The following is a 19,426-nucleotide window of genomic DNA, read 5'->3' on the forward strand; positions in this document are numbered from 1 at the left end:
GCGTAGAATTTTCGCCCCAATTCCATTAGGTGGAATTGACCTGACTTGAGATCAGACTAAGAGAACTAGACATGACGACTGAGAAAGCATTTAGACCTGAGCTACTGTCACCAGCGGGCAGTTTAAAAAACATGCGTTACGCCTTTGCCTACGGCGCAGACGCAGTATATGCAGGCCAACCTCGTTATAGCCTGCGTGTGCGCAACAACGAATTCAATCACGAAAACCTAAAAATTGGTATTGATGAAGCACACACATTAGGCAAAAAACTTTATGTGGTATGCAATATCCAGCCACATAATTCTAAGCTAAAGACTTTTATCCGCGATCTTAAACCCGTCGTAGAAATGGGCCCAGATGCGCTCATCATGTCAGATCCTGGTTTAATCATGATGGTTCGTGAGAGTTTCCCTGAAATACCTATTCACCTATCCGTTCAGGCCAACGCGGTGAACTGGGCGACGGTTAAGTTTTGGGCAGCCAATGGCGTTGAACGTGTGATTGTTTCACGTGAACTCTCCTTAGAAGAAATTGAAGAAATCCGCCAACACTGCCCTGAAACTGAACTAGAAGTATTCGTTCACGGTGCACTATGTATGGCATATTCTGGCCGTTGCTTACTCTCTGGCTATATGAATAAGAGAGATCCTAATCAAGGAACCTGTACTAATGCCTGTCGTTGGGAATATAACGTTGAAAAAGGCAAAGAAGACGAATCAGGACAAATCGTGGAGCAATTCGATCCTAATCAAGCTCAAGCAATTGAGGTGCAAAGTGAAGGGCCACAAAACACGCTAGGCCTTGGGCAGCCAACAGATGAAGTTGTGCTACTTTCAGAAAGCCACCGACCTGAAGAAAAGATGGCAGCTTTCGAAGATGAGCATGGTACCTATATCATGAATTCAAAAGACCTACGTGCTGTCCAACACGTAGAGCGCCTAACAAGAATGGGCGTCCATTCACTTAAAATTGAAGGGCGAACTAAGTCATTCTACTACTGTGCTCGTACCGCTCAAGTATATCGTAAAGCTATTGACGATGCCGTTGCAGGAAAACCGTTTGACCAAAATCTTATGGGAACCTTAGAGGGTTTGGCTCATCGCGGCTATACCGAAGGTTTCCTGCGTCGTCACACACACGATACTTATCAGAACTATGACTATGGCTATTCAATCTCTGATGCTCAACAATTTGTGGGGGAATTTACAGGTAAACGCCGTGGAGATCTTGTTGAAGTAGAAGTTAAGAATAAATTCCTGTTAGGTGATAGCCTTGAACTGATGACACCAAGAGGAAATGTTGTTTTTACGCTTGAAGTCATGGAAAACCGTAAATCACAACCTGTTGATGATGCAAAAGGCAATGGTCACTTTGTTTTCATTCCTGTGCCACAAGATATGGATCTAGAATACGGTCTATTGATGCGTAATCTTAATAAGGGTCAGGATACCCGTAATCCTACAGGCAAATAACCATGGCATTGTTGATCACGGATAAATGCATTAACTGTGATATGTGTGACCCAGAATGTCCTAATGGTGCGATTAGTATGGGTGACTCTATCTTTGAGATCGACCCTGACCTATGTACTGAATGTAAAGGTCACTATGAAAAACCAACATGTCAGTCAGTATGCCCAATAACAAAGTGCATCATAATAGATCCAAATAATATCGAGACAGACGAACAGCTGTTAGAAAAGTTTGTCATCATCCAAGGTTTAGCCTAGGCCCTGTCGAACTTAACACTAAGATATCGCTCATTAGAGCGGTATCTTAGTCTAAATATTTTCTAACATTTTCTGGCATTGCACAGGCATTACTTTGCGTTTTTTCTTGTTCATTTTGCTTGATATTTGAGGCTTAGGTTGAGGCCGCCAGCTTATTAATTCAGCACCACAACCATCGCCCTCTGGTGGCGCAGCTTGAGGCTTACAATACTCACTCTTTTGTGGGCACTTAAGTCTGACATGCATGTGAGAGTGATGTCCCCACCAAGGCCGGACTTTTCTTAACCACTCACGCCGCCCTAGTTCCTCTTCTGCACAAAGCTTTTCTTTAATCACAGGATGAACAAAAATACGTTCAACATCAGAGTCATAAGCTGCCATTTTGATTAATTCAAAATGACGAGCATCCCAATTTTCTTTTAACAATTGATACTGATCTATATTGACGACGCTGATTGGCACTGGTGTACGAAGCTGCTTATCTGGAAGCCTTTCACGAGTTAGCCTGAGCCAAATATCAATATCTAACCCTGTTTGATGGCTCGTATGCCCAGAAGAAAAGCGCCCTCCCTGAGGCAAAGAGAGATCGCCGACTAGTATATGCGTATTAAGGTATTGCTCTGAAAGTTCCCCCAAGCGCTGAACAAAACTGACGGCACTAGGATGAGCATAATATCTCTGGCGTTGACTTCTTAACACCTGATATCCCACTCCCTGTAGAGGCAGTGCAGTAGCACCAGCCAAGCACCCATTGGCATAACTACCGATTGCTTGAGAAGACTGCTTTGAAGGAGCATTAACCTGCTCCCAAGGACTGGACAGCGCTAAGTAAGGGATACACCACAACAGCAATGCGACAGATGCTCGCCGTACACAGCTATATCTCATATTCCACTCCCCCAGATAATCACAAAATGTGCTTACCTTTGAGAGTATTATGGCCCAAGGCTTAACACATGACAGTTAGTAATGTTCACCATTATCATAGTAGGCCGTAGCATCAAGAGCCGTAAAGATAACCGCAACATCGACATCCTCAGCAATAATATGACGAATTTGTTTAGTAATAATGGTGGCTACAGCATCCTGTGTTTCTTGACCTCGATCAAACCACAGCACTTCAACAAATGGATATGCTTGGCTTACCTGACCTTCATGGTAAAAGGTTGTGTATACATACTCAAATGTGAAGTCTTCTCTAGGGCAATCCATGTGTGGTAGTAGATCGTCAATTAAAGATTTTGACAAGATTTGAATACTTTGTGGTTCCATGGCACGAAAGCGCAGATGTGGCATCAATGTCTTCCTATGATTGTATTTTTGACATAATACCAAGTTAATTACTAATATCGCGATTATTTCTCGTAGAACGATTTAAAGAGAACAGAATAAAAAACCGCTGAGAGTTCAGCGGTTTGTATTTTATTGAGGTATTTCGTCGAACTCAGCACCTTCTTTTTCCACCTGAGGTGGCATGAGATGCTCTTTGGTAATACCGAGTTTAAGCGCCAATGCGGATGCAACATAGATCGAAGAGTATGTACCAACAGTAATACCCAATAAAAGAGCGGTTGCAAAACCATGAATCATCGCACCGCCTTGAACAAATAAGGCTATCACTACAAACAAAGTAGTACCTGAAGTAATAAGAGTACGACTTAAAGTTTGAGTAATGGAGTTATCCATAATTTCTGCGGGTTCACCTTTACGCATCTTGCGGAAATTTTCTCGAATGCGGTCAAACACGACTATCGTGTCATTGAGTGAATACCCCACAACCGTAAGAAGTGCCGCCACTATGGTCAAGTCAACTTCGATTTGCATCAAGGAGAAGACACCAAGAGTAATAATGACATCGTGTGTAAGCGCAAGCACAGCACCAGCAGCAAGCCGCCACTCAAATCGTACTGATACGTAAATCAAGATACAAATTAGAGAAGCGATAATAGCAAGTCCACCAGCTTCAGTGAGTTCATCACCAACATTTGGCCCAACAAACTCAATGCGGCGCATTTCAACGCTTTCACCTGTGCCGGTTTTTATCGCGCTGAGAATTTCATTACCAAGAGTCTCACCAGCTACGCCTTCACGTGGACGCAAACGAACCAGTACATCACGTGAGCTACCAAAGTTCTGAACCGTTGCGTCACCAAAACCTTTAGTCTCAAGAGCACTGCGGATCTCCTCTAAATCTGCAGGCTGCTCAAAGCCAACTTCGATTAAAGTACCACCAGTAAAATCAAGCCCCCAGTTCAACCACTGAGTTGATAAGGTAAATATCGACGCACCAATCATAAGGAGCGATAGCAAGAAAGCGAATTTAGACCAACGCATAAAGTCGATCATTTTGTCTACTTTTAGAATCTGAAACATAATTATCTCCAGCCTTAGATCGACAATTTATTGATACGCTTTCCGCCATACATCAAATTGACAACGCAGCGCGTTCCTATGATGGCAGTAAACATAGAGGTTAAAATACCGATAGATAGAGTGACGGCAAAACCTTTGATCGCCCCCGTACCAACAGCAAAGAGAATAATAGCAGTGATCAGCGTAGTAATATTCGCATCAGCAATGGTACTAAATGCATTTGCGTAGCCCTGATGAATAGCTTGCTGCGGGTTACGTCCATCACGGAGTTCTTCACGTATTCGCTCAAAAATAAGAACGTTGGCATCTACCGCCATACCGACAGTCAGTACAATACCAGCAATACCCGGAAGGGTCATAGTTGCGCCAGGTATCATCGACATCACACCAATAATTAACACAAGGTTTACCATCAATGCCATGTTGGCAATAAGGCCAAACTTACGATAATAAAGCAACGTAAATAGCATGACAGCAACCATACCCCAGATACACGCCATCACTCCCATGTCGATGTTCTGTTGGCCCATTGATGGACCGATAGTACGCTCCTCGACAATAGAAATCGGTGCGATAAGAGCACCAGCTCGAAGTAATAACGCGAGATTATGAGCTTCAGCGGCAGAGTCTATTCCGGTGATACGAAAATTACGTCCAAGTGCAGACTGAATCGTTGCTTGGTTGATGACTTCTTCATGCTTACTCAAAATCACTTTGCCTTCCGGCGTTCGTCGACCACTGTCTTTGTATTCAGCAAAGACGGTCGCCATAAGCTTACCAATGTTCTTTTTAGAGAACGCTGACATCTTACTGCCGCCCTCACTATCAAGTGAAATATTCACCTGAGGGCGACCGTATTCATCAGCACCTGAACTGGCATCTGTAATACTCGAACCGCCCAAAATTACACGTTTCTTCAAGACAACAGGCCGGCCGTCTCGAGTTTGCTTGATTTCACTACCCGCTGGAGCCCTGCCACTCGCTGCCGCCGATAAATCTGCTTTATCATCAACTTCACGAAATTCTAGAGTAGCTGTTGCCCCCAAAATTTCCTTTGCACGAGCCGTATCCTGAACACCCGGCAATTCAACGACAATCCGACTCGCTCCCTGGCGTTGAACAAGAGGCTCAGCAACACCCAGTTCATTGACACGATTGCGCAAAATGGTAATGTTCTGCTCCACCGCATAGTTTCGAATTTCAGCCAGACGCGGCTCTGTAAACGTCGCCGTCAGTGTAAAACGACCACCAGCATCTGAGTCCAAAAACGTCATGTCGGGGTGGTTTTGCGTCAATAAACGTTTCGCATCAGCAAGCTGTTCATCATTGCGAAGTAAAACCTCAACCGAGTCTTTATCTGAAGGGCGAATCGCTCGATAGCGTATCTTGGCTTCACGAAGCTCGCTACGAAATGCTTCTTCCTGTTGGCCGACTAATTTTTCCATCGCTGCCTCCATATCCACTTCCATCAGGAAATGAACACCGCCACGGAGATCTAAACCTAATTTCATCGGCGCAGCACCAATAGTATTAAGCCAATCAGGTGTCGCAGGAGCTAGGTTTAAGGCAACAATCTTGTCTTTACCCAAGGATTCGTTAATAACATCACGAGCACTAAGCTGAGTATCAGTATCATTAAAACGAACAAGAATGGATCCATCTTCTAAAGCAATGGATTTTTGAGATAAGCCCTTTTCATCAAGAACTTGAGTGATAGAGTCCAGCGTTGACATATCAACAGAGGCGCCTCGCGCCCCTGTAATTTGAATTGCCGGATCTTCACCATAGATATTGGGAAGTGCATATAAAGCAGCAATGGCAATGGTCAACACCACCATCAAATACTTCCATAATGGATAGCGGTTAAGCACAGCGAGGATCCTTTAGCTGTTTATAGAGATTTAAGCGTACCTTTGGGTAGCACTGCTGTCACAAAATCTTTCTTAATAACGATTTCGTTGTTGGCGTTTAATTCAACAGAAATATAGTCATTATCTTCTGCAATCTTGGTAATTTTACCAACTAAGCCGCCACTGGTGAGGACTTCGTCACCTTTACCCATAGATGCCATTAAACTCTTATGTTCTTTAACGCGCTTTGATTGTGGGCGGTAAATCATGAAGTAAAAAATAACCGCGAACATGCCAAGCATGATCAGCATTTCAAAGCCACCGCCTGCGGGTGCACCATCTGCAGCGTAAGCTGGAGTAATAAACATTAAAACAGTCCTCTATTCACTTTTATTAAATATTCAAGTTGGGCCTATGTATTCAGGTTTCAAGAGGCGACTGGACAATTAGCGAGCCGACTCTCAAAATCACCTTGAATTTGCCTACTTAATCCACAAAAGCCTTTGGCAAAATACCAAAAGCCACTAATTTTTATTGCTCTTTTGCCAATGGTGGTACTTCTCGATCACGACGAGCATAAAATTCTTGGACGAATTCATCAAATCTGTCTTCATCGATTGCGCTGCGGATCCCTTCCATTACACGCTGGTAATAACGTAAGTTATGTATTGTATTTAGGCGAGCACCTAAGATTTCATTACAACGATCCAAATGGTGAAGATACGCCTTCGAATAATTCTGACAAGTGTAACAGTCACATTCAGGATCGAGTGGCGTTGTATCGGTTTTATGCTTCGCATTGCGGATCTTGATCACGCCACCTGTGACAAACAAGTGCCCATTTCGTGCGTTACGGGTTGGCATAACACAATCAAACATATCAATACCACGACGAACACCTTCCACTAAATCTTCTGGTTTCCCCACTCCCATAAGATAACGAGGTTTATCTTCTGGAAGCTGTGGACAGGTGTGTTCTAAGACACGATGCATATCTTCTTTAGGCTCGCCTACTGCTAGCCCACCAACGGCATAACCATCAAAGCCAATCTCAGTCAAGCCTTTCACCGATACATCGCGTAAGTCTTCGTAGACACCACCTTGAACAATACCAAATAAACTATTGGGGTTTTCTAGTTTATCAAAGTGATCGCGTGAACGTTGGGCCCAACGCAAAGACATTTCCATCGACTTCTTTGCTTCACCATGCGTAGCAGGGTATGGTGTGCATTCATCAAAAATCATCACAATATCAGACCCTAGATCTTGCTGGATTTCCATTGATTTTTCAGCATCCATGAAAACCTTATCTCCGTTAACCGGACTACGGAAATGCACTCCTTGTTCGGTGATTTTGCGCATATCACCCAAACTAAACACCTGAAAACCACCTGAATCAGTCAAAATAGGGCCATGCCAATTCATAAAGTCATGCAGGTCACCATGCATTTTCATGACTTCTTGACCTGGGCGCAGCCAAAGGTGGAAAGTATTACCAAGTAGGATTTCAGCACCTGTGCCTTTAACTTCTTCGGGTGTCATACCTTTAACCGTGCCATAAGTACCAACAGGCATAAAAGCAGGAGTTTGAACACTTCCACGCTCAAAGGTCAATTGACCTCGACGTGCTGTGCCATCTTTCTTTTTCAGATCAAATTGTAATTTCACTAAGCCTCCAATTGTCAGAGATACAGCCTGACGAAAAGTGCCGAGCATTTCGCTCATTAGGGAGTGGTCGCTTTAGTTAGCAACAAACCAATCTGGAGTTGGTTTCCTAGCTTACCGCTAGCACTCTTCAATTTTTTACCGCTACATTGTTTTCTTTTTGATAAACATAGAGTCACCATAAGAGAAAAAGCGATATTGTTTCTCAACAGCATGACTATATGCATTCATTGTATTTTCAAAACCAGCAAACGCACTGACCAACATAATTAAAGTGGACTCTGGTAGGTGAAAGTTAGTGATCAAACAATCGACCAACTGGTATTCATAACCTGGGTAGATAAATATTTCCGTATCACCAAAGAAAGGAGCCAGCTCAGCATCCTTTTTCATCGCATCTTGAGCAGCACTTTCTAATGAGCGCACTGAGGTCGTCCCCACGGCAATAATTCTACCACCACGCGACTTAGTTTTATTGATAGCATCCACCACTTGCTGGGGAACTTCAACGTATTCAGCATGCATATGGTGATCATGAATATTATCGACTTTAACAGGCTGGAAGGTTCCTGCGCCCACATGAAGTGTGACATAGGCTAGCTCTGCACCTTTAGCTTGGATCTTATCCAGCAAGGCATCATCAAAATGTAACCCTGCTGTTGGCGCAGCAACAGCACCCGGCCTTTGGTTGTAGACCGTTTGGTAACGCTCTTTATCCGAGTCTTCATCAGGCCTGTCAATATAAGGTGGCAAAGGCATATGACCAATATGCTCTAAGATCTCTAATACCGCCTTGTCCGACTCAAACTGTAGCTCAAACAATGCTTCGTGCCGCATAACCATCTTGGCAGAATATTCATCATTTTCGCCTAGCATAATAGTCGAGTCAGGCTTGGGAGATTTAGAACAGCGAACATGGGCGAGTATTCGCTGCTCATCAAGTATCCGCTCAACCAACACTTCCAACTTACCGCCTGATTCTTTACGGCCAAATAGACGAGCTGGTATAACGCGCGTATTATTGAATACAACTAAATCACCAGCTTGAATCTGTTCTAAAACGTCTGTAAATATGCCATCACAAATCAGCCCTGTATTACCATCTAACTGTAATAAGCGGCTAGCCGTTCGTTCTGGCTGAGGGTAACGAGCAATAAGCTCATCAGGTAAATCAAAATGGAAATCGGATACTTGCATCTTACTAATCTTTGCCGTGGTTCTCTTATTGTGACTAAAGCCGAACTGATTCTGTCACAAACAGACGACGAGTTTTTCGCAGCCGACTAGTATATGCTGGACGTACTCAATAGCAAGGATTCAGGTGTGAATATTTGTAATCTATGTTGATTTAATTAACAGCCGTAAACTTCACCTGATCCGCTGTACACAATTTGCCACATTTGCAGGACCAAGAGAAAAACAAAAATCTTGTTAGCTCTCATACTCCAGAGCTAAAAGTTACTATAGTAAGAAGGTAAAACAATAATTCAGGAGGCTACCATGATAAAAGTCGAAGATATGATGACACGTAACCCACACACTTTGTTACGTTCGCACCAACTTGCTGACGCAAAACATACCATGGAAGCACTAGATATTCGCCATATTCCCATTGTCGATGCTCATAAACAGCTACTGGGAGTTGTATCGCATCGTGACGTGTTGGCCGCGCAAGAATCAAGTCTACAGAACATACCAGAAAATCAATCCTTTACCCTAAATATCCCACTCTATGAAGTCATGAAAACTGGGTTAATGACTGTGTCCCCTCAAGCTGGATTAAAAGAAAGCGCGCTCTACATGCAAAAGCATAAAGTGGGCTGTCTTCCAGTGGTCGAAAAAGGCCAGCTCGTTGGTATCATTACCGATACTGACTTTGTGGCTATCGCCATCAACTTGTTGGAGTTACAAGATGAAATGGAGCCTGAAGAAGTAGACTAAGGAGTACCTACCTCAGTTATATGGCTGTCATAAAAAGATCCCTAGCGAGCCAAGGCTACCAGGCTAGGCTCGCTGGGAGCATTAGCTAAAACTGCTCCTCTTCTGTCGAGCCTGTTAATGCTGTCACAGAGGAGTTTCCTCCCTGAATAATGTTAGTCATTTTATCAAAGTAGCCAGTCCCAACTTCTTGCTGATGCGCAACAAAGGTATATCCCTTTTCTGCAGCTTTAAACTCGGGCCGCTGAACTTTCTCAACATAATGACGCATTCCCTCGCCTTGGGCGTAATCATGAGCGAGTTCAAACATGTTAAACCACATATTATGAATCCCTGCTAAGGTGATAAATTGGTATTTGTACCCCATATCCGATAGCTCTTGCTGAAACTTTGCAATCGTCTCTGCATCGAGATTCTTTTCCCAGTTAAATGAAGGAGAACAATTATAAGCCAGTAATTGTTCAGGGTACTGAGTATGAATAGCGTTAGCAAACTTTCGCGCTTCTTCTAAACAAGGTTTTGCCGTTTCACACCAAATAAGATCAGCATAAGGTGCATAAGCAAGGCCTCTAGAGATAGCTTGATCAATACCAGCACGCACGCGATAAAAGCCTTCTTGAGTTCGCTCACCTTGAATGAAATCTTTATCATAAGGATCACAGTCTGAGGTCAAAAGATCGGCCGCATTGGCGTCTGTACGCGCGATAACCAAGGTCGTAGTTCCTGCAACATCTGCTGCCAAGCGCGCAGCAACCAGTTTTTGAACTGCTTCTTGAGTCGGAACCAAAACCTTACCCCCCATGTGACCGCACTTTTTTACTGAAGCAAGTTGGTCTTCAAAATGTACACCGGCTGCTCCAGCATCTATCATGGATTTCATCAGTTCATAAGCGTTGAGCACTCCCCCAAAACCCGCTTCAGCATCAGCAACAATAGGTAGGAAATAATCAATACCATCATCTACTGAGGATTGACCACTTGACCACTGGATTTGGTCTGCGCGACGAAATGAGTTGTTTATCCTTTTTACCACCGAAGGTACTGAGTCTACCGGATATAAGGATTGATCTGGGTACATAGTCGACGCACTATTGTTATCCGCCGCCACTTGCCAACCGGATAAATAAATCGCTTCAATACCTGCTTTTGCTTGCTGGACGGCTTGGCCTCCTGTCAAAGCTCCAAGACAATTAACATAACCTTTCTTAGCACCGCCATTGACCAAAGACCAAAGTTTGTCAGCACCACGCTGGGCGATAGTATTTTCAGGAACTATAGAGCCGCGTAAAGTCACCACTTCTTCGGCGCTATAAGGACGCTTTACATTTTTCCAACGCGGATTAGTTGCCCAGTCTTTTTCAAGTGCTTCAATTTGCTGGCGGCGAGTTAAGTTTGTCATCGTTATTTCCTTCTATTGATGAACGAATATAAATAGTGTTATTTCAGTGGTACTTCCTTTTTTCCACTGCTGAATATTGACGTTGTTGGTGATTAACCTAAGTTGGTCGTATTTAATCGAGATAGTCGTAACCTGGTATAGTGAGAAAGTCACTCAACTCATCACTGGTCGTCAGCTTTGTCATTAAATCAGCCGCTTCCGAAAAACGACCAGACTGATAACGCTTATCACCAAGTTCTGATTTAACTACATTGATTTCTTCACTTAAATAACGCTCAAACAATGCTTTAGTAACTACTTGGCCGTTATCTAACGTTTTACCATGTTTGATCCACTGCCAAATAGATGCTCTTGAAATTTCTGCTGTTGCCGCATCTTCCATCAGACCATATATAGGCACACATCCATTACCCGAAATCCAAGCTTCAATGTACTGCAATGCAACTCGAATGTTATGACGCATTCCTTGTTCAGTTCTATCACCTTGGCAAGGTTTGAGTAGGTCTTGAGCTGAAATAGGCCCATCCCCGGCGCGAGTCACATCAAGTTGATTACTCCGCTCACCCAAAGCATGACTAAAAATCTTCATGGCCGTTTCGGCTAATCCGGGGTGAGCTACCCAAGTACCATCATGCCCATTTCGAGCTTCAAGTGATTTGTCTGTTTGGATTTTATCAAGCACTTTCTGATTTTGATCAGGATCCTTTACGGGAATAAACGCCGCCATTCCTCCCATCGCAAATGCACCTCGGCGGTGACAAGTGCGAATAAGTAGGCGTGAATAAGCATTAAGAAAAGGCTGATCCATGGTGACACTCTGCCGGTCAGGTAAGACACAATCCGGGTGATTTTTTAGCGTTTTGATATAACTGAATATGTAATCCCAACGGCCACAATTGAGGCCAACAATATGCTCTTTAAGCGCAAACAAAATTTCATCCATGGCAAACACGGCTGGAATTGTTTCGATAAGAACTGTCGCTTTAATCGTGCCAATTTCTAAACCATAATACTGTTCTGTAAAGTGGAAGACTTGGCTCCACCACTGAGCTTCTTGGTAAGATTGAAGCTTAGGAAGATAGAAATAAGGGCCACTACTGTTGTTTATAAGTGTCTGATAGTTATTATGGAAATAAAGCGCAAAGTCGAATAAAGAGCCGGGGATAGGTTTGCCATTAAAAGTAACATGTTTTTCTTTAAGGTGGATGCCTCTTACTCGACAAATAAGCACCGCAGGATCACTTGCTAACCGGTATTGTTTGCCCGTCTCTGGATTGGTGTAGGAAATAGTACCATTAACCGCATCACGCAAATTTAACTGCCCATCAAGCAACTGCTGCCAATCTGGAGACATTGAATCTTCAAAATCCGCCATAAACACTTTTACATTGGCATTAAGTGCGTTTATAACCATTTTACGATCTGTTGGCCCAGTTATTTCAACACGGCGATCCTGAAGATCGCTTGGAATTTCACCAACCTTCCAATCACTGTCTCTGATTTCTTGGGTATCCGGATCGAAGTCAGGTAAAGATCCAGCATCAATGCAAGCCTGATATTCTTCACGGGCGGTCAGTAATACTTGATTTTGACCAGCAAATTTCTCACATAAGAGAGACAAAAAGCTCTGACACTCATTAGAAAAAATCGCTTGATGCTCTAGTGATAGGTCAGTGGTTATCTCTAAGCCGCCTTTATTCAAACCTTTTCCTTGTGCTTGCTTAACTGTATTTTCTTCAGGTGAAGTATTCAAAAGCATTTCCTTTACCTTCCTTGGTTAACAATCCAAGTATGGTATTTTTTACTCATACAAAGACAGTTAATAAAAATTACATATGTAACTATAAAACAACAAAGCCACGGTATTATCTATACCCTGAGTTGGGCTAAGATTAACTCCAAACATAGCTAACACTTGGTCACTAGGTAGTATTAAGTCATCCTAAAACTCTAATTAAACTATAACAGCAAAGATTAAATAAAAAGGCTTTAAGAACGTAAAAAACAAAATTCAATATTTTATCTTTTTGACTTTAAGTTATTGATTTTTCATTGTTGTTGAAATTTAATTTCGTAATTAAATTACCAAAAAACAATCAAGCTGAAGAGTTTTAAAACAAGCGTTTAATTTATTTCAACAAGCAGTTAGGCGTTATACTCTGATGTATAAGCACAGCGGATATAGTCACTTCAAACAAACAAGATGAAAGAGATTGTAAAATTGACACTGTGAAGTTTCACTATTTAATGAAACCTTCGCCAAGAGGTGGCTGTGAAATTTTACAAGTCAAAGTTCACTAATAGAATAAAAAACCATTAAAGAAAGACAAACCAGTGAGTAAAACTGGTTACAACAGAGAATAGATCATAATCACTACACTTAAAGTAGCTCAGAAACGACTTGTGCTAGCTGATTGAAGGTGTTGACTCTTGAAGAGCTGGGACGCCAAACTAAACCAATATGGCGGTGAGCTTGCTGCTCTGGCGGATCGACAACAACGAGGTTTTGATTCTCAATTAGTCCATGATCGATTGCCATCTGGGGAATAAAAGTAGTGCCCATCCCATTAGCCACCATTTGAACAAGAGTATGTAGACTTGTTGCGGAGAAAGGATTGATCTTTTCTTTACTTGTTAGCTGACAAGCTGATACAGCATGCTCGGTAAGACAGTGCTCTTTTTCAAGCAGAAAAACGGATTCATCTGGCAGTTCATCATACTTAATAGGAGTACGTATCACATTGGCCTGATAACGGCTAATAATCATTTTAAATGGATCGCTACCCACAATTTTACTTTCCATCCCGCCTATATCAACAGGTAAAGCAAGGATTAACACATCCAACTCCCCGTGGCGTAGCGCCGCAAGTAAATTGTTTGTTGTATCTTCTCGAAGAAGTAAATTTAGCATAGGAAAACTTTGATTCACTTCTTGCACCAAATCACATAACAAAAATGGTGCTATGGTCGGTATACAACCTACTCGCAATTGTCCCTGCATCTCATCACCCTGACAAATACGGCCGAGTTCAACCAAATCCTGCCCCTTCGCCAGTAGCTCGCGACCTTGCTTAACCACTTGCTCTCCAGCCAAGGTAAAAACAAGCGGCCCCTTTTTATCTTTCTTTTCATAAAGCGGGCAGCCGATTAATTCTTCAAGGTTTTGAATTCCTTTGCTAAGAGTTGACTGGCTAACAAAGCACTTTTTCGCAGCCTCACTAAAGTGGCGAGTTTCATGCAAAGTGATCAGGTAATGTAATTGTTTGAGATTAGGCCATTTAATCATAATTCTATTTTTAAAATATCTCTATCTAGTGAGCTGAGTACAGATTTCAACCTATCGTTTTTATCGATTAACTTAATCTATTTATTTCGCTTTTTTCAATACTACAATCTGTACTATAGTTTGTCTCGCACAAACACGGACCAAACCAACATTACTCAGCATGGTTTGGCACTAACCATACTTTTTAGGAGCAAAAAAATGGTACTAGTAGGTCGTCAAGCCCCTGACTTTACTGCGGCAGCTGTTCTAGGTAACGGTGAAATTGTTGATAACTTCAACTTTGCAGAATTCACTAAAGGTAAGAAAGCGGTTGTTTTCTTCTACCCACTAGATTTCACGTTCGTTTGCCCGTCAGAGCTTATCGCATTCGACAATCGTCTAGCTGACTTCCAAGAAAAAGGGGCTGAAGTAATTGGTATTTCTATCGACTCTCAGTTCTCTCATAACGCATGGCGTAACACTGCTATCGAAGATGGTGGTATCGGTGAAGTTAAATACCCACTAGTTGCAGACGTTAAACATGAAATCTGCAAAGCTTACGATGTTGAGCATCCAGAAGCAGGCGTTGCATTCCGTGGTTCTTTCCTAATTGACGAAGAAGGCATTGTTCGTCACCAAGTGGTTAACGATCTACCGCTAGGCCGTAACATTGACGAAATGCTTCGCATGGTTGACGCTCTAAACTTCCACCAAAAGCACGGTGAAGTCTGCCCTGCACAGTGGGAAGAAGGTAAAGCTGGTATGGATGCATCGCCAAAAGGTGTTGCAGCATTCTTATCTGAGCACGCTAGCGACCTAAGCAAGTAATAGGTTTGATGCCGGCTATATAAACAGATGGCCTAAATCGGTGCAAAGAATACTATCCTAAAGAGTCCAAACATTGTTTGGACTCTTTTTATATGATTTCTACCCTAATAATGTTGAGCAAAGCAGTATATATAAAAAGACATAGTATCGACAAAAAGACAAAAAGTATCGACCTAAAGACTTTATCTAACTTGGTACTTTAAAGTCGAAAATACTCTCCTTATGATAAGCTCAATACCGCTTAAGAAGGAAAGATTGTTTTTCTTCACCAACGATGACCCAATGGAGATTCAATACATGGCCTACTTTTCTCTCGCTTTTGGCACAGCAACAAAAAACCGTGATGGAAAAATCATTGAAGCCTTTTTTCCTCACCCAGTCCTAGCACCCGTCGATGCTCTTGTTGATTCACTGGCTGAAATCACTGGTTATCAGCAAGGTAATCAAGCTATAGAAGTATCTGCCAGCCAAAGTGCACAACTTGCCAAAGCATTTGAAAATAGCGGCGATGCAAACCACGCAGCGTTTGCAGAAAAAGCCTCTGAATCTAACCAATCTCTGGTACTTGTTATTCTTGCCAATGACGAAAAGCCATCATCTGTTGCTGAAGGCTTCCTTAAATTGCAGCTTATCTCTAACCGTCTTGTACTACCCCATGGTACTGTCCTCGATGGGATTTTTGGCCTACTGCACAACATAGCTTGGACAAATGAAGGGCCAATTGATCTTCCCGAACTTGCTGAACGTCAAATAGAAGCTCGATTAGCAGGACGCTACTTGTCTGTTAATTGTGTTGATAAATTCCCCAAAATGGTTGATTACATAGTACCGGAAGGTGTTCGTATTGCAGATACTGCGCGCGTTCGTCTTGGTGCACATGTGGGTGAAGGCACAACAGTTATGCACGAAGGGTTCATCAATTTCAATGCCGGCACAACAGGCACGAGCATGGTTGAAGGCCGTATTTCTGCCGGTGTCGTGGTTGGCAATGGTTCTGATATTGGTGGTGGCGCCTCAATTATGGGCACGCTATCTGGTGGAGGTTCCGTCGTGGTATCTATCGGCGAAAGTTCACTACTCGGTGCTAACGCAGGCCTAGGTTTCCCACTGGGCGATCGTTGTACGGTCGAGTCTGGTTTGTATGTCACCGCTGGCGCAAAAGTTCTCATGCTCGATTCACAAGGCAATGAAGTAGAGACAATTAAAGCGCGCGAGCTAGCAGGCGTCTCTGATTTACTCTTTCGCCGTAACTCAGTCACAGGGCAAATTGAGTGTCTGGCGAACAAAACGGCCGTAGAGCTCAACTCTGAGCTACATAGCAACAATTAAGTTTTAGCTAAAGCTAACAACGATAAAAAGCTGATGTAGAACTATCAGCTTTTTTATTTGAGATCACGATTCATACCTTGAATACATTAGCCTGGATGACCATCAATTCTAGGCTTAAGCAACATAAAACCAAATTTAAGTACATATAAAGTAAATGCTAAAATCCATAGTAAACCGCTGATGTTGACCAGCAAAATAATTTGTTCAGGCCAAAACGTCACTCCTACACTACGCACTAAAGCCGCCGTGATCAGCATAGCAAATGCGATGCCCATATTAGGGCCTTGATAAATAGAGTACCCTGTATGTCCCATAGTCACACGGGTGATCATCGCGAGAACTAACCCACCAAGTGCACCTATCGCAAATAAATGCAGCATATTATGCGCTGCAAACGCATTACTTAATCCTGCACGCAGAATCAGACTTATAGGAATGCAAAAGTAAGCCAGATCCAGCGACCATAACAAAGGTTCTCGGTAGGTTCTCCAAGGCTGCCATGTCAAGACGATAATCACATGCGCCGCTCCAGAAACAAACATCATCACTTGTTCTAAATGCGCGAACTCTGTCGGTAAAAAACTAAGGTTAAACAAAACCAGCAGTGGCAAGATAGCCAAACACTCAAGCCAGAGGATTGAAGATGGCTTTGGAAGATTTAACCGACGAGCGGTAAAAAATGGGATCACTCTCGAGCCCATAACGGAGAGCAGAATCGTAAACCACCACAACATTGCCTGCCAGATAGCAGAAGAGGAGAAGGGAACTAGGCCTTGTAGTGATGCATAACTGGCCAAGTTGGCCAATAGGGCCAATACAAATAAAGGAATAAAGAATGCGTTGCGCCAACCTTTGGCTTTTAGCACTCGAAATCCTATCTCATAAGCCGCTAGAGCTATAAATAAGGTCTCTATAGTTGCTACAAGCCATACTGGCGATTCTGTCCAGAACAACACTCTAGGAATAAACCACAAACTGACCAGCAGCGCCAGCCTATAACTTTTGGTACCATTTATTCCTGTCCAGTTCTGCACTGCAGTCAACACAAATCCTACAACAATAGCCATAGAAAAACCAAACAACATCTCGTGTACATGCCACCAAAGAGCGGGAACCTGTAAGCTGACTGGCTGGCCTGCTTGAAACATCCACACCCACAGCGTTATTGCAATCGCGGCATAGCTGGCGCCAAAGAGGAAAAAGGGCCGAAAGCCAAGACGAAAAATGGGCACAATGGCATCTTCTATTTTTTTATCACTGATATTGATCACCGCATATCCTCTTCCAAAAACTGATTACTAGACCAACTAACAACAGTACCCAGAGCAATATTTATTCCAAACCTATAAAGCCTTATTTCATCTATGCATTCATACTTTTTCATGTCATTTACACCCAATAAAAAAAAGTCATAATGACACTTTGGATTCATAATGAATACAGAAAAAATCACCAAACAAAGCTGTTATCTTTGATGTATAGCCTCTAAATTAAGTTAGAAGAAAAGGGCTGAGTTGATAGAAAAAGGAAGGAACGTGACGACTTATATATTTGGTTATGGCAGCTTAATTAACTCAGCATCAAGGCAATTAACGGGCGCAACTGGCCTCGCGCACCCTGCGGTTATCCATGGGTTTAAACGCACATGGGGAAAGTTGGATAAAAGCTATATCCTATCGCCTTTGGTAGTACAAAAAGGACAAGGACTGGTCAATGGGGTGTTAATTAAAATTGAGCAAAGTGAACTAAAAGAGTTTGATACCCGCGAGCGCAGTTATACTCGCATCCAAGTTCCACTCTCTCAGGTTGACAGTACTCAACCCATAATGGCAAACAATAGTGTCTGGTTATATATAAATGATGGTGCCAAGCCACCCTGTGAGCAAGTCCCTATTATGCAAAGCTATGTGGATACCGTACTCGCTGGCTGCTTAGATATTTCAGAGGCCTTCGCCAAGCAATTTATAGAACATACCTTAGGTTGGCACAGTCCACGTCACAACGATCGCCATGCGCCACAATATACCCATTTAGCCGGCGTGCAGCAACATCATTATTGCTTGATAGATAAAATACTAAAGGGAGCCTAAGCTCCCTTTAGTATTAACATACATTTAATGATTAGAACTTGTAGTCAATACCTGCATACAAGGTATCAAGGTCAGTTCCATCTATATCTACCGTGCGGTAGCCAGCATTAATAAATACATGGCGGTCAAACGCATACCCTGCTTCAAGTCCATAAGTAAATTCAGTCTCGCTGTCTGATACTGAATTGTATTCAATCTTTGAGCCTTCCCTAAATTGAACGTTAATATCAGCTTTGTATCGTCCAAAACCAACTATTGGTCCCACATAAAAGGGGGAGTCTGCTAAAAATAACTTAGGCTTTAAATAAAGAGTTAATGATTGAATATCCATATTACCTTTCAGATCTGGCTCTGCAGGAAATACGACATCAAACTTACCATAATCAGCATACTCACCCTCGATTCCGAGTATTACTGAGTCTGATAATCTAAGGTTATACCCTACAGAAACAGCAGCACTTACTGATGATACTTCACTAGATTTCGAATATTCGCCTTCTGTTACCATATCAGTATCAATAATATCAGCGCCAATATACCACCCTTCGTCAAGGTAGCCATGTTGTGCCCCTATATTCTCTACACCAACTGCTTGAAACGAAGCCGCTGCAACAAATGCGGCTAAGACTGCTTTTTTCATTTTTACACCTATTATTTGACTTATGCTTTAAAAAAACGGCCAATAATAAACAAATCAAATAATAATGTACATATTGTTGCAATATCAAATACAAAAAATCACGATTATTAATTTATATGGTTAATTGATCACCAAAAATAAAGGTAATTAGACGCTAGTCTAAGGTGCATTTTGATTCTAGAGATTGGTTACACAAGAGGACGTTTGCCTAAATATGTTAAGAATGACGGGGCGGCTATATTGGCATCAAGGCAAACATTTATGACTCAATGCAAAAATTAACAGGTGCAGCGTGGTGGGCATATAGATTGATGGAAAAA

General features: G+C 42.5%; 18 protein-coding genes. 6 read left to right on the forward strand and 12 right to left on the reverse strand.

Features of this window, described 5'->3' with window-relative positions:
• Positions 1–71: 71 nt before the first annotated feature.
• Positions 72–1,472: a prephenate-dependent tRNA uridine(34) hydroxylase TrhP gene (gene trhP, locus KO511_RS17745; protein WP_215988739.1), complete on the forward strand. Its 1,401-nt coding sequence runs from the start codon at positions 72–74 to the stop codon at positions 1,470–1,472.
• 2 nt (positions 1,473–1,474) lie between these two features.
• Entirely contained in the window at positions 1,475–1,729 is a 255-nt protein-coding gene (locus tag KO511_RS17750) for a YfhL family 4Fe-4S dicluster ferredoxin (RefSeq protein ID WP_215988740.1), read from the forward strand.
• Positions 1,730–1,780: 51 nt separating this feature from the next.
• Here the strand turns inward: KO511_RS17750 and mepA are convergent, their stop codons facing one another.
• From mepA to queA, 7 genes are all read right to left on the reverse strand, one after another.
• On the reverse strand, positions 1,781–2,617 hold the full coding sequence (mepA, locus tag KO511_RS17755) for a penicillin-insensitive murein endopeptidase (RefSeq protein ID WP_215988741.1): 837 nt from the start codon (positions 2,615–2,617) through the stop codon (positions 1,781–1,783).
• A gap of 75 nt (positions 2,618–2,692) precedes the next feature.
• Positions 2,693–3,025, reverse strand: coding sequence for a DUF1904 domain-containing protein (locus KO511_RS17760; protein ID WP_215988742.1), 333 nt, complete (start codon positions 3,023–3,025; stop codon positions 2,693–2,695).
• A 126-nt stretch (positions 3,026–3,151) separates the two neighbouring features.
• Positions 3,152–4,102 (reverse strand): protein translocase subunit SecF, encoded by a 951-nt coding sequence (gene secF / locus KO511_RS17765; RefSeq protein WP_215988743.1) that lies wholly within the window; start codon positions 4,100–4,102, stop codon positions 3,152–3,154.
• A 14-nt stretch (positions 4,103–4,116) separates the two neighbouring features.
• The gene (secD, locus tag KO511_RS17770) at positions 4,117–5,973 is read right to left on the reverse strand and encodes a protein translocase subunit SecD (protein WP_125320054.1); all 1,857 of its coding nucleotides are present in this window, start codon (positions 5,971–5,973) and stop codon (positions 4,117–4,119) included.
• 20 nt (positions 5,974–5,993) lie between these two features.
• Entirely contained in the window at positions 5,994–6,320 is a 327-nt protein-coding gene (gene yajC, locus KO511_RS17775) for a preprotein translocase subunit YajC (RefSeq protein ID WP_215988744.1), read from the reverse strand.
• A gap of 163 nt (positions 6,321–6,483) precedes the next feature.
• Positions 6,484–7,620: a tRNA guanosine(34) transglycosylase Tgt gene (tgt, locus tag KO511_RS17780; protein ID WP_215988745.1), complete on the reverse strand. Its 1,137-nt coding sequence runs from the start codon at positions 7,618–7,620 to the stop codon at positions 6,484–6,486.
• 141 nt (positions 7,621–7,761) lie between these two features.
• Complete coding sequence (queA, locus tag KO511_RS17785) at positions 7,762–8,814, reverse strand: tRNA preQ1(34) S-adenosylmethionine ribosyltransferase-isomerase QueA (protein ID WP_215988746.1); 1,053 nt, start codon at positions 8,812–8,814, stop codon at positions 7,762–7,764.
• 303 nt (positions 8,815–9,117) lie between these two features.
• Here queA and KO511_RS17790 point away from each other — a divergent pair, with 303 nt between their 5' ends.
• Positions 9,118–9,558, forward strand: a complete 441-nt coding sequence (locus KO511_RS17790) for a CBS domain-containing protein (protein ID WP_215988747.1) — start codon at positions 9,118–9,120, stop codon at positions 9,556–9,558.
• Between the two features lie 85 nt (positions 9,559–9,643).
• Here KO511_RS17790 and aceA read toward each other — a convergent pair whose 3' ends face one another.
• The 3 genes from aceA to KO511_RS17805 all read right to left on the reverse strand — a co-directional run bounded on the left by aceA (position 9,644) and on the right by KO511_RS17805 (position 14,240).
• Positions 9,644–10,954: an isocitrate lyase gene (aceA, locus tag KO511_RS17795; protein WP_215988748.1), complete on the reverse strand. Its 1,311-nt coding sequence runs from the start codon at positions 10,952–10,954 to the stop codon at positions 9,644–9,646.
• A 112-nt stretch (positions 10,955–11,066) separates the two neighbouring features.
• A complete protein-coding gene (aceB, locus tag KO511_RS17800) occupies positions 11,067–12,713 on the reverse strand; it encodes a malate synthase A (protein ID WP_215988749.1) in 1,647 nt (548 codons plus the stop codon).
• 621 nt (positions 12,714–13,334) lie between these two features.
• Complete coding sequence (locus tag KO511_RS17805; RefSeq protein ID WP_215988750.1) at positions 13,335–14,240, reverse strand: hydrogen peroxide-inducible genes activator; 906 nt, start codon at positions 14,238–14,240, stop codon at positions 13,335–13,337.
• A 198-nt stretch (positions 14,241–14,438) separates the two neighbouring features.
• Here KO511_RS17805 and KO511_RS17810 point away from each other — a divergent pair, with 198 nt between their 5' ends.
• The gene (locus KO511_RS17810; RefSeq protein WP_215988751.1) at positions 14,439–15,047 is read left to right on the forward strand and encodes a peroxiredoxin; all 609 of its coding nucleotides are present in this window, start codon (positions 14,439–14,441) and stop codon (positions 15,045–15,047) included.
• A gap of 297 nt (positions 15,048–15,344) precedes the next feature.
• Positions 15,345–16,376: a 2,3,4,5-tetrahydropyridine-2,6-dicarboxylate N-succinyltransferase gene (gene dapD, locus KO511_RS17815; protein WP_215988752.1), complete on the forward strand. Its 1,032-nt coding sequence runs from the start codon at positions 15,345–15,347 to the stop codon at positions 16,374–16,376.
• An 86-nt stretch (positions 16,377–16,462) separates the two neighbouring features.
• Here dapD and KO511_RS17820 read toward each other — a convergent pair whose 3' ends face one another.
• Positions 16,463–17,647, reverse strand: coding sequence for an NnrS family protein (locus KO511_RS17820; RefSeq protein WP_215988753.1), 1,185 nt, complete (start codon positions 17,645–17,647; stop codon positions 16,463–16,465).
• Between the two features lie 264 nt (positions 17,648–17,911).
• Between KO511_RS17820 and KO511_RS17825 the strand changes: the two genes are divergently transcribed.
• The gene (locus KO511_RS17825; RefSeq protein WP_215988754.1) at positions 17,912–18,466 is read left to right on the forward strand and encodes a gamma-glutamylcyclotransferase family protein; all 555 of its coding nucleotides are present in this window, start codon (positions 17,912–17,914) and stop codon (positions 18,464–18,466) included.
• 31 nt (positions 18,467–18,497) lie between these two features.
• On the opposite strand, the gene KO511_RS17830 is transcribed toward KO511_RS17825, so the two are convergent.
• Positions 18,498–19,106 (reverse strand): outer membrane beta-barrel protein, encoded by a 609-nt coding sequence (locus tag KO511_RS17830; protein WP_215988755.1) that lies wholly within the window; start codon positions 19,104–19,106, stop codon positions 18,498–18,500.
• Positions 19,107–19,426 lie beyond the last annotated feature (320 nt).

This window comes from Vibrio hepatarius (genome assembly GCF_018860525.1).
GTDB classification, from domain to species: Bacteria; Pseudomonadota; Gammaproteobacteria; order Enterobacterales; family Vibrionaceae; genus Vibrio; species Vibrio hepatarius_B.

Coding starts and splice junctions, on each gene's coding strand:
- trhP (WP_215988739.1), top strand. CDS start 72: ATGACGACTGAGAAAGCATTTAGACCTGAGCTACTGTCACCAGCGGGC.
- KO511_RS17750 (WP_215988740.1), top strand. CDS start 1,475: ATGGCATTGTTGATCACGGATAAATGCATTAACTGTGATATGTGTGAC.
- mepA (WP_215988741.1), bottom strand. CDS start 2,617: ATGAGATATAGCTGTGTACGGCGAGCATCTGTCGCATTGCTGTTGTGG.
- KO511_RS17760 (WP_215988742.1), bottom strand. CDS start 3,025: ATGCCACATCTGCGCTTTCGTGCCATGGAACCACAAAGTATTCAAATC.
- secF (WP_215988743.1), bottom strand. CDS start 4,102: ATGTTTCAGATTCTAAAAGTAGACAAAATGATCGACTTTATGCGTTGG.
- yajC (WP_215988744.1), bottom strand. CDS start 6,320: ATGTTTATTACTCCAGCTTACGCTGCAGATGGTGCACCCGCAGGCGGT.
- queA (WP_215988746.1), bottom strand. CDS start 8,814: ATGCAAGTATCCGATTTCCATTTTGATTTACCTGATGAGCTTATTGCT.
- KO511_RS17790 (WP_215988747.1), top strand. CDS start 9,118: ATGATAAAAGTCGAAGATATGATGACACGTAACCCACACACTTTGTTA.
- aceA (WP_215988748.1), bottom strand. CDS start 10,954: ATGACAAACTTAACTCGCCGCCAGCAAATTGAAGCACTTGAAAAAGAC.
- aceB (WP_215988749.1), bottom strand. CDS start 12,713: ATGCTTTTGAATACTTCACCTGAAGAAAATACAGTTAAGCAAGCACAA.
- KO511_RS17805 (WP_215988750.1), bottom strand. CDS start 14,240: ATGATTAAATGGCCTAATCTCAAACAATTACATTACCTGATCACTTTG.
- KO511_RS17810 (WP_215988751.1), top strand. CDS start 14,439: ATGGTACTAGTAGGTCGTCAAGCCCCTGACTTTACTGCGGCAGCTGTT.
- dapD (WP_215988752.1), top strand. CDS start 15,345: ATGGCCTACTTTTCTCTCGCTTTTGGCACAGCAACAAAAAACCGTGAT.
- KO511_RS17830 (WP_215988755.1), bottom strand. CDS start 19,106: ATGAAAAAAGCAGTCTTAGCCGCATTTGTTGCAGCGGCTTCGTTTCAA.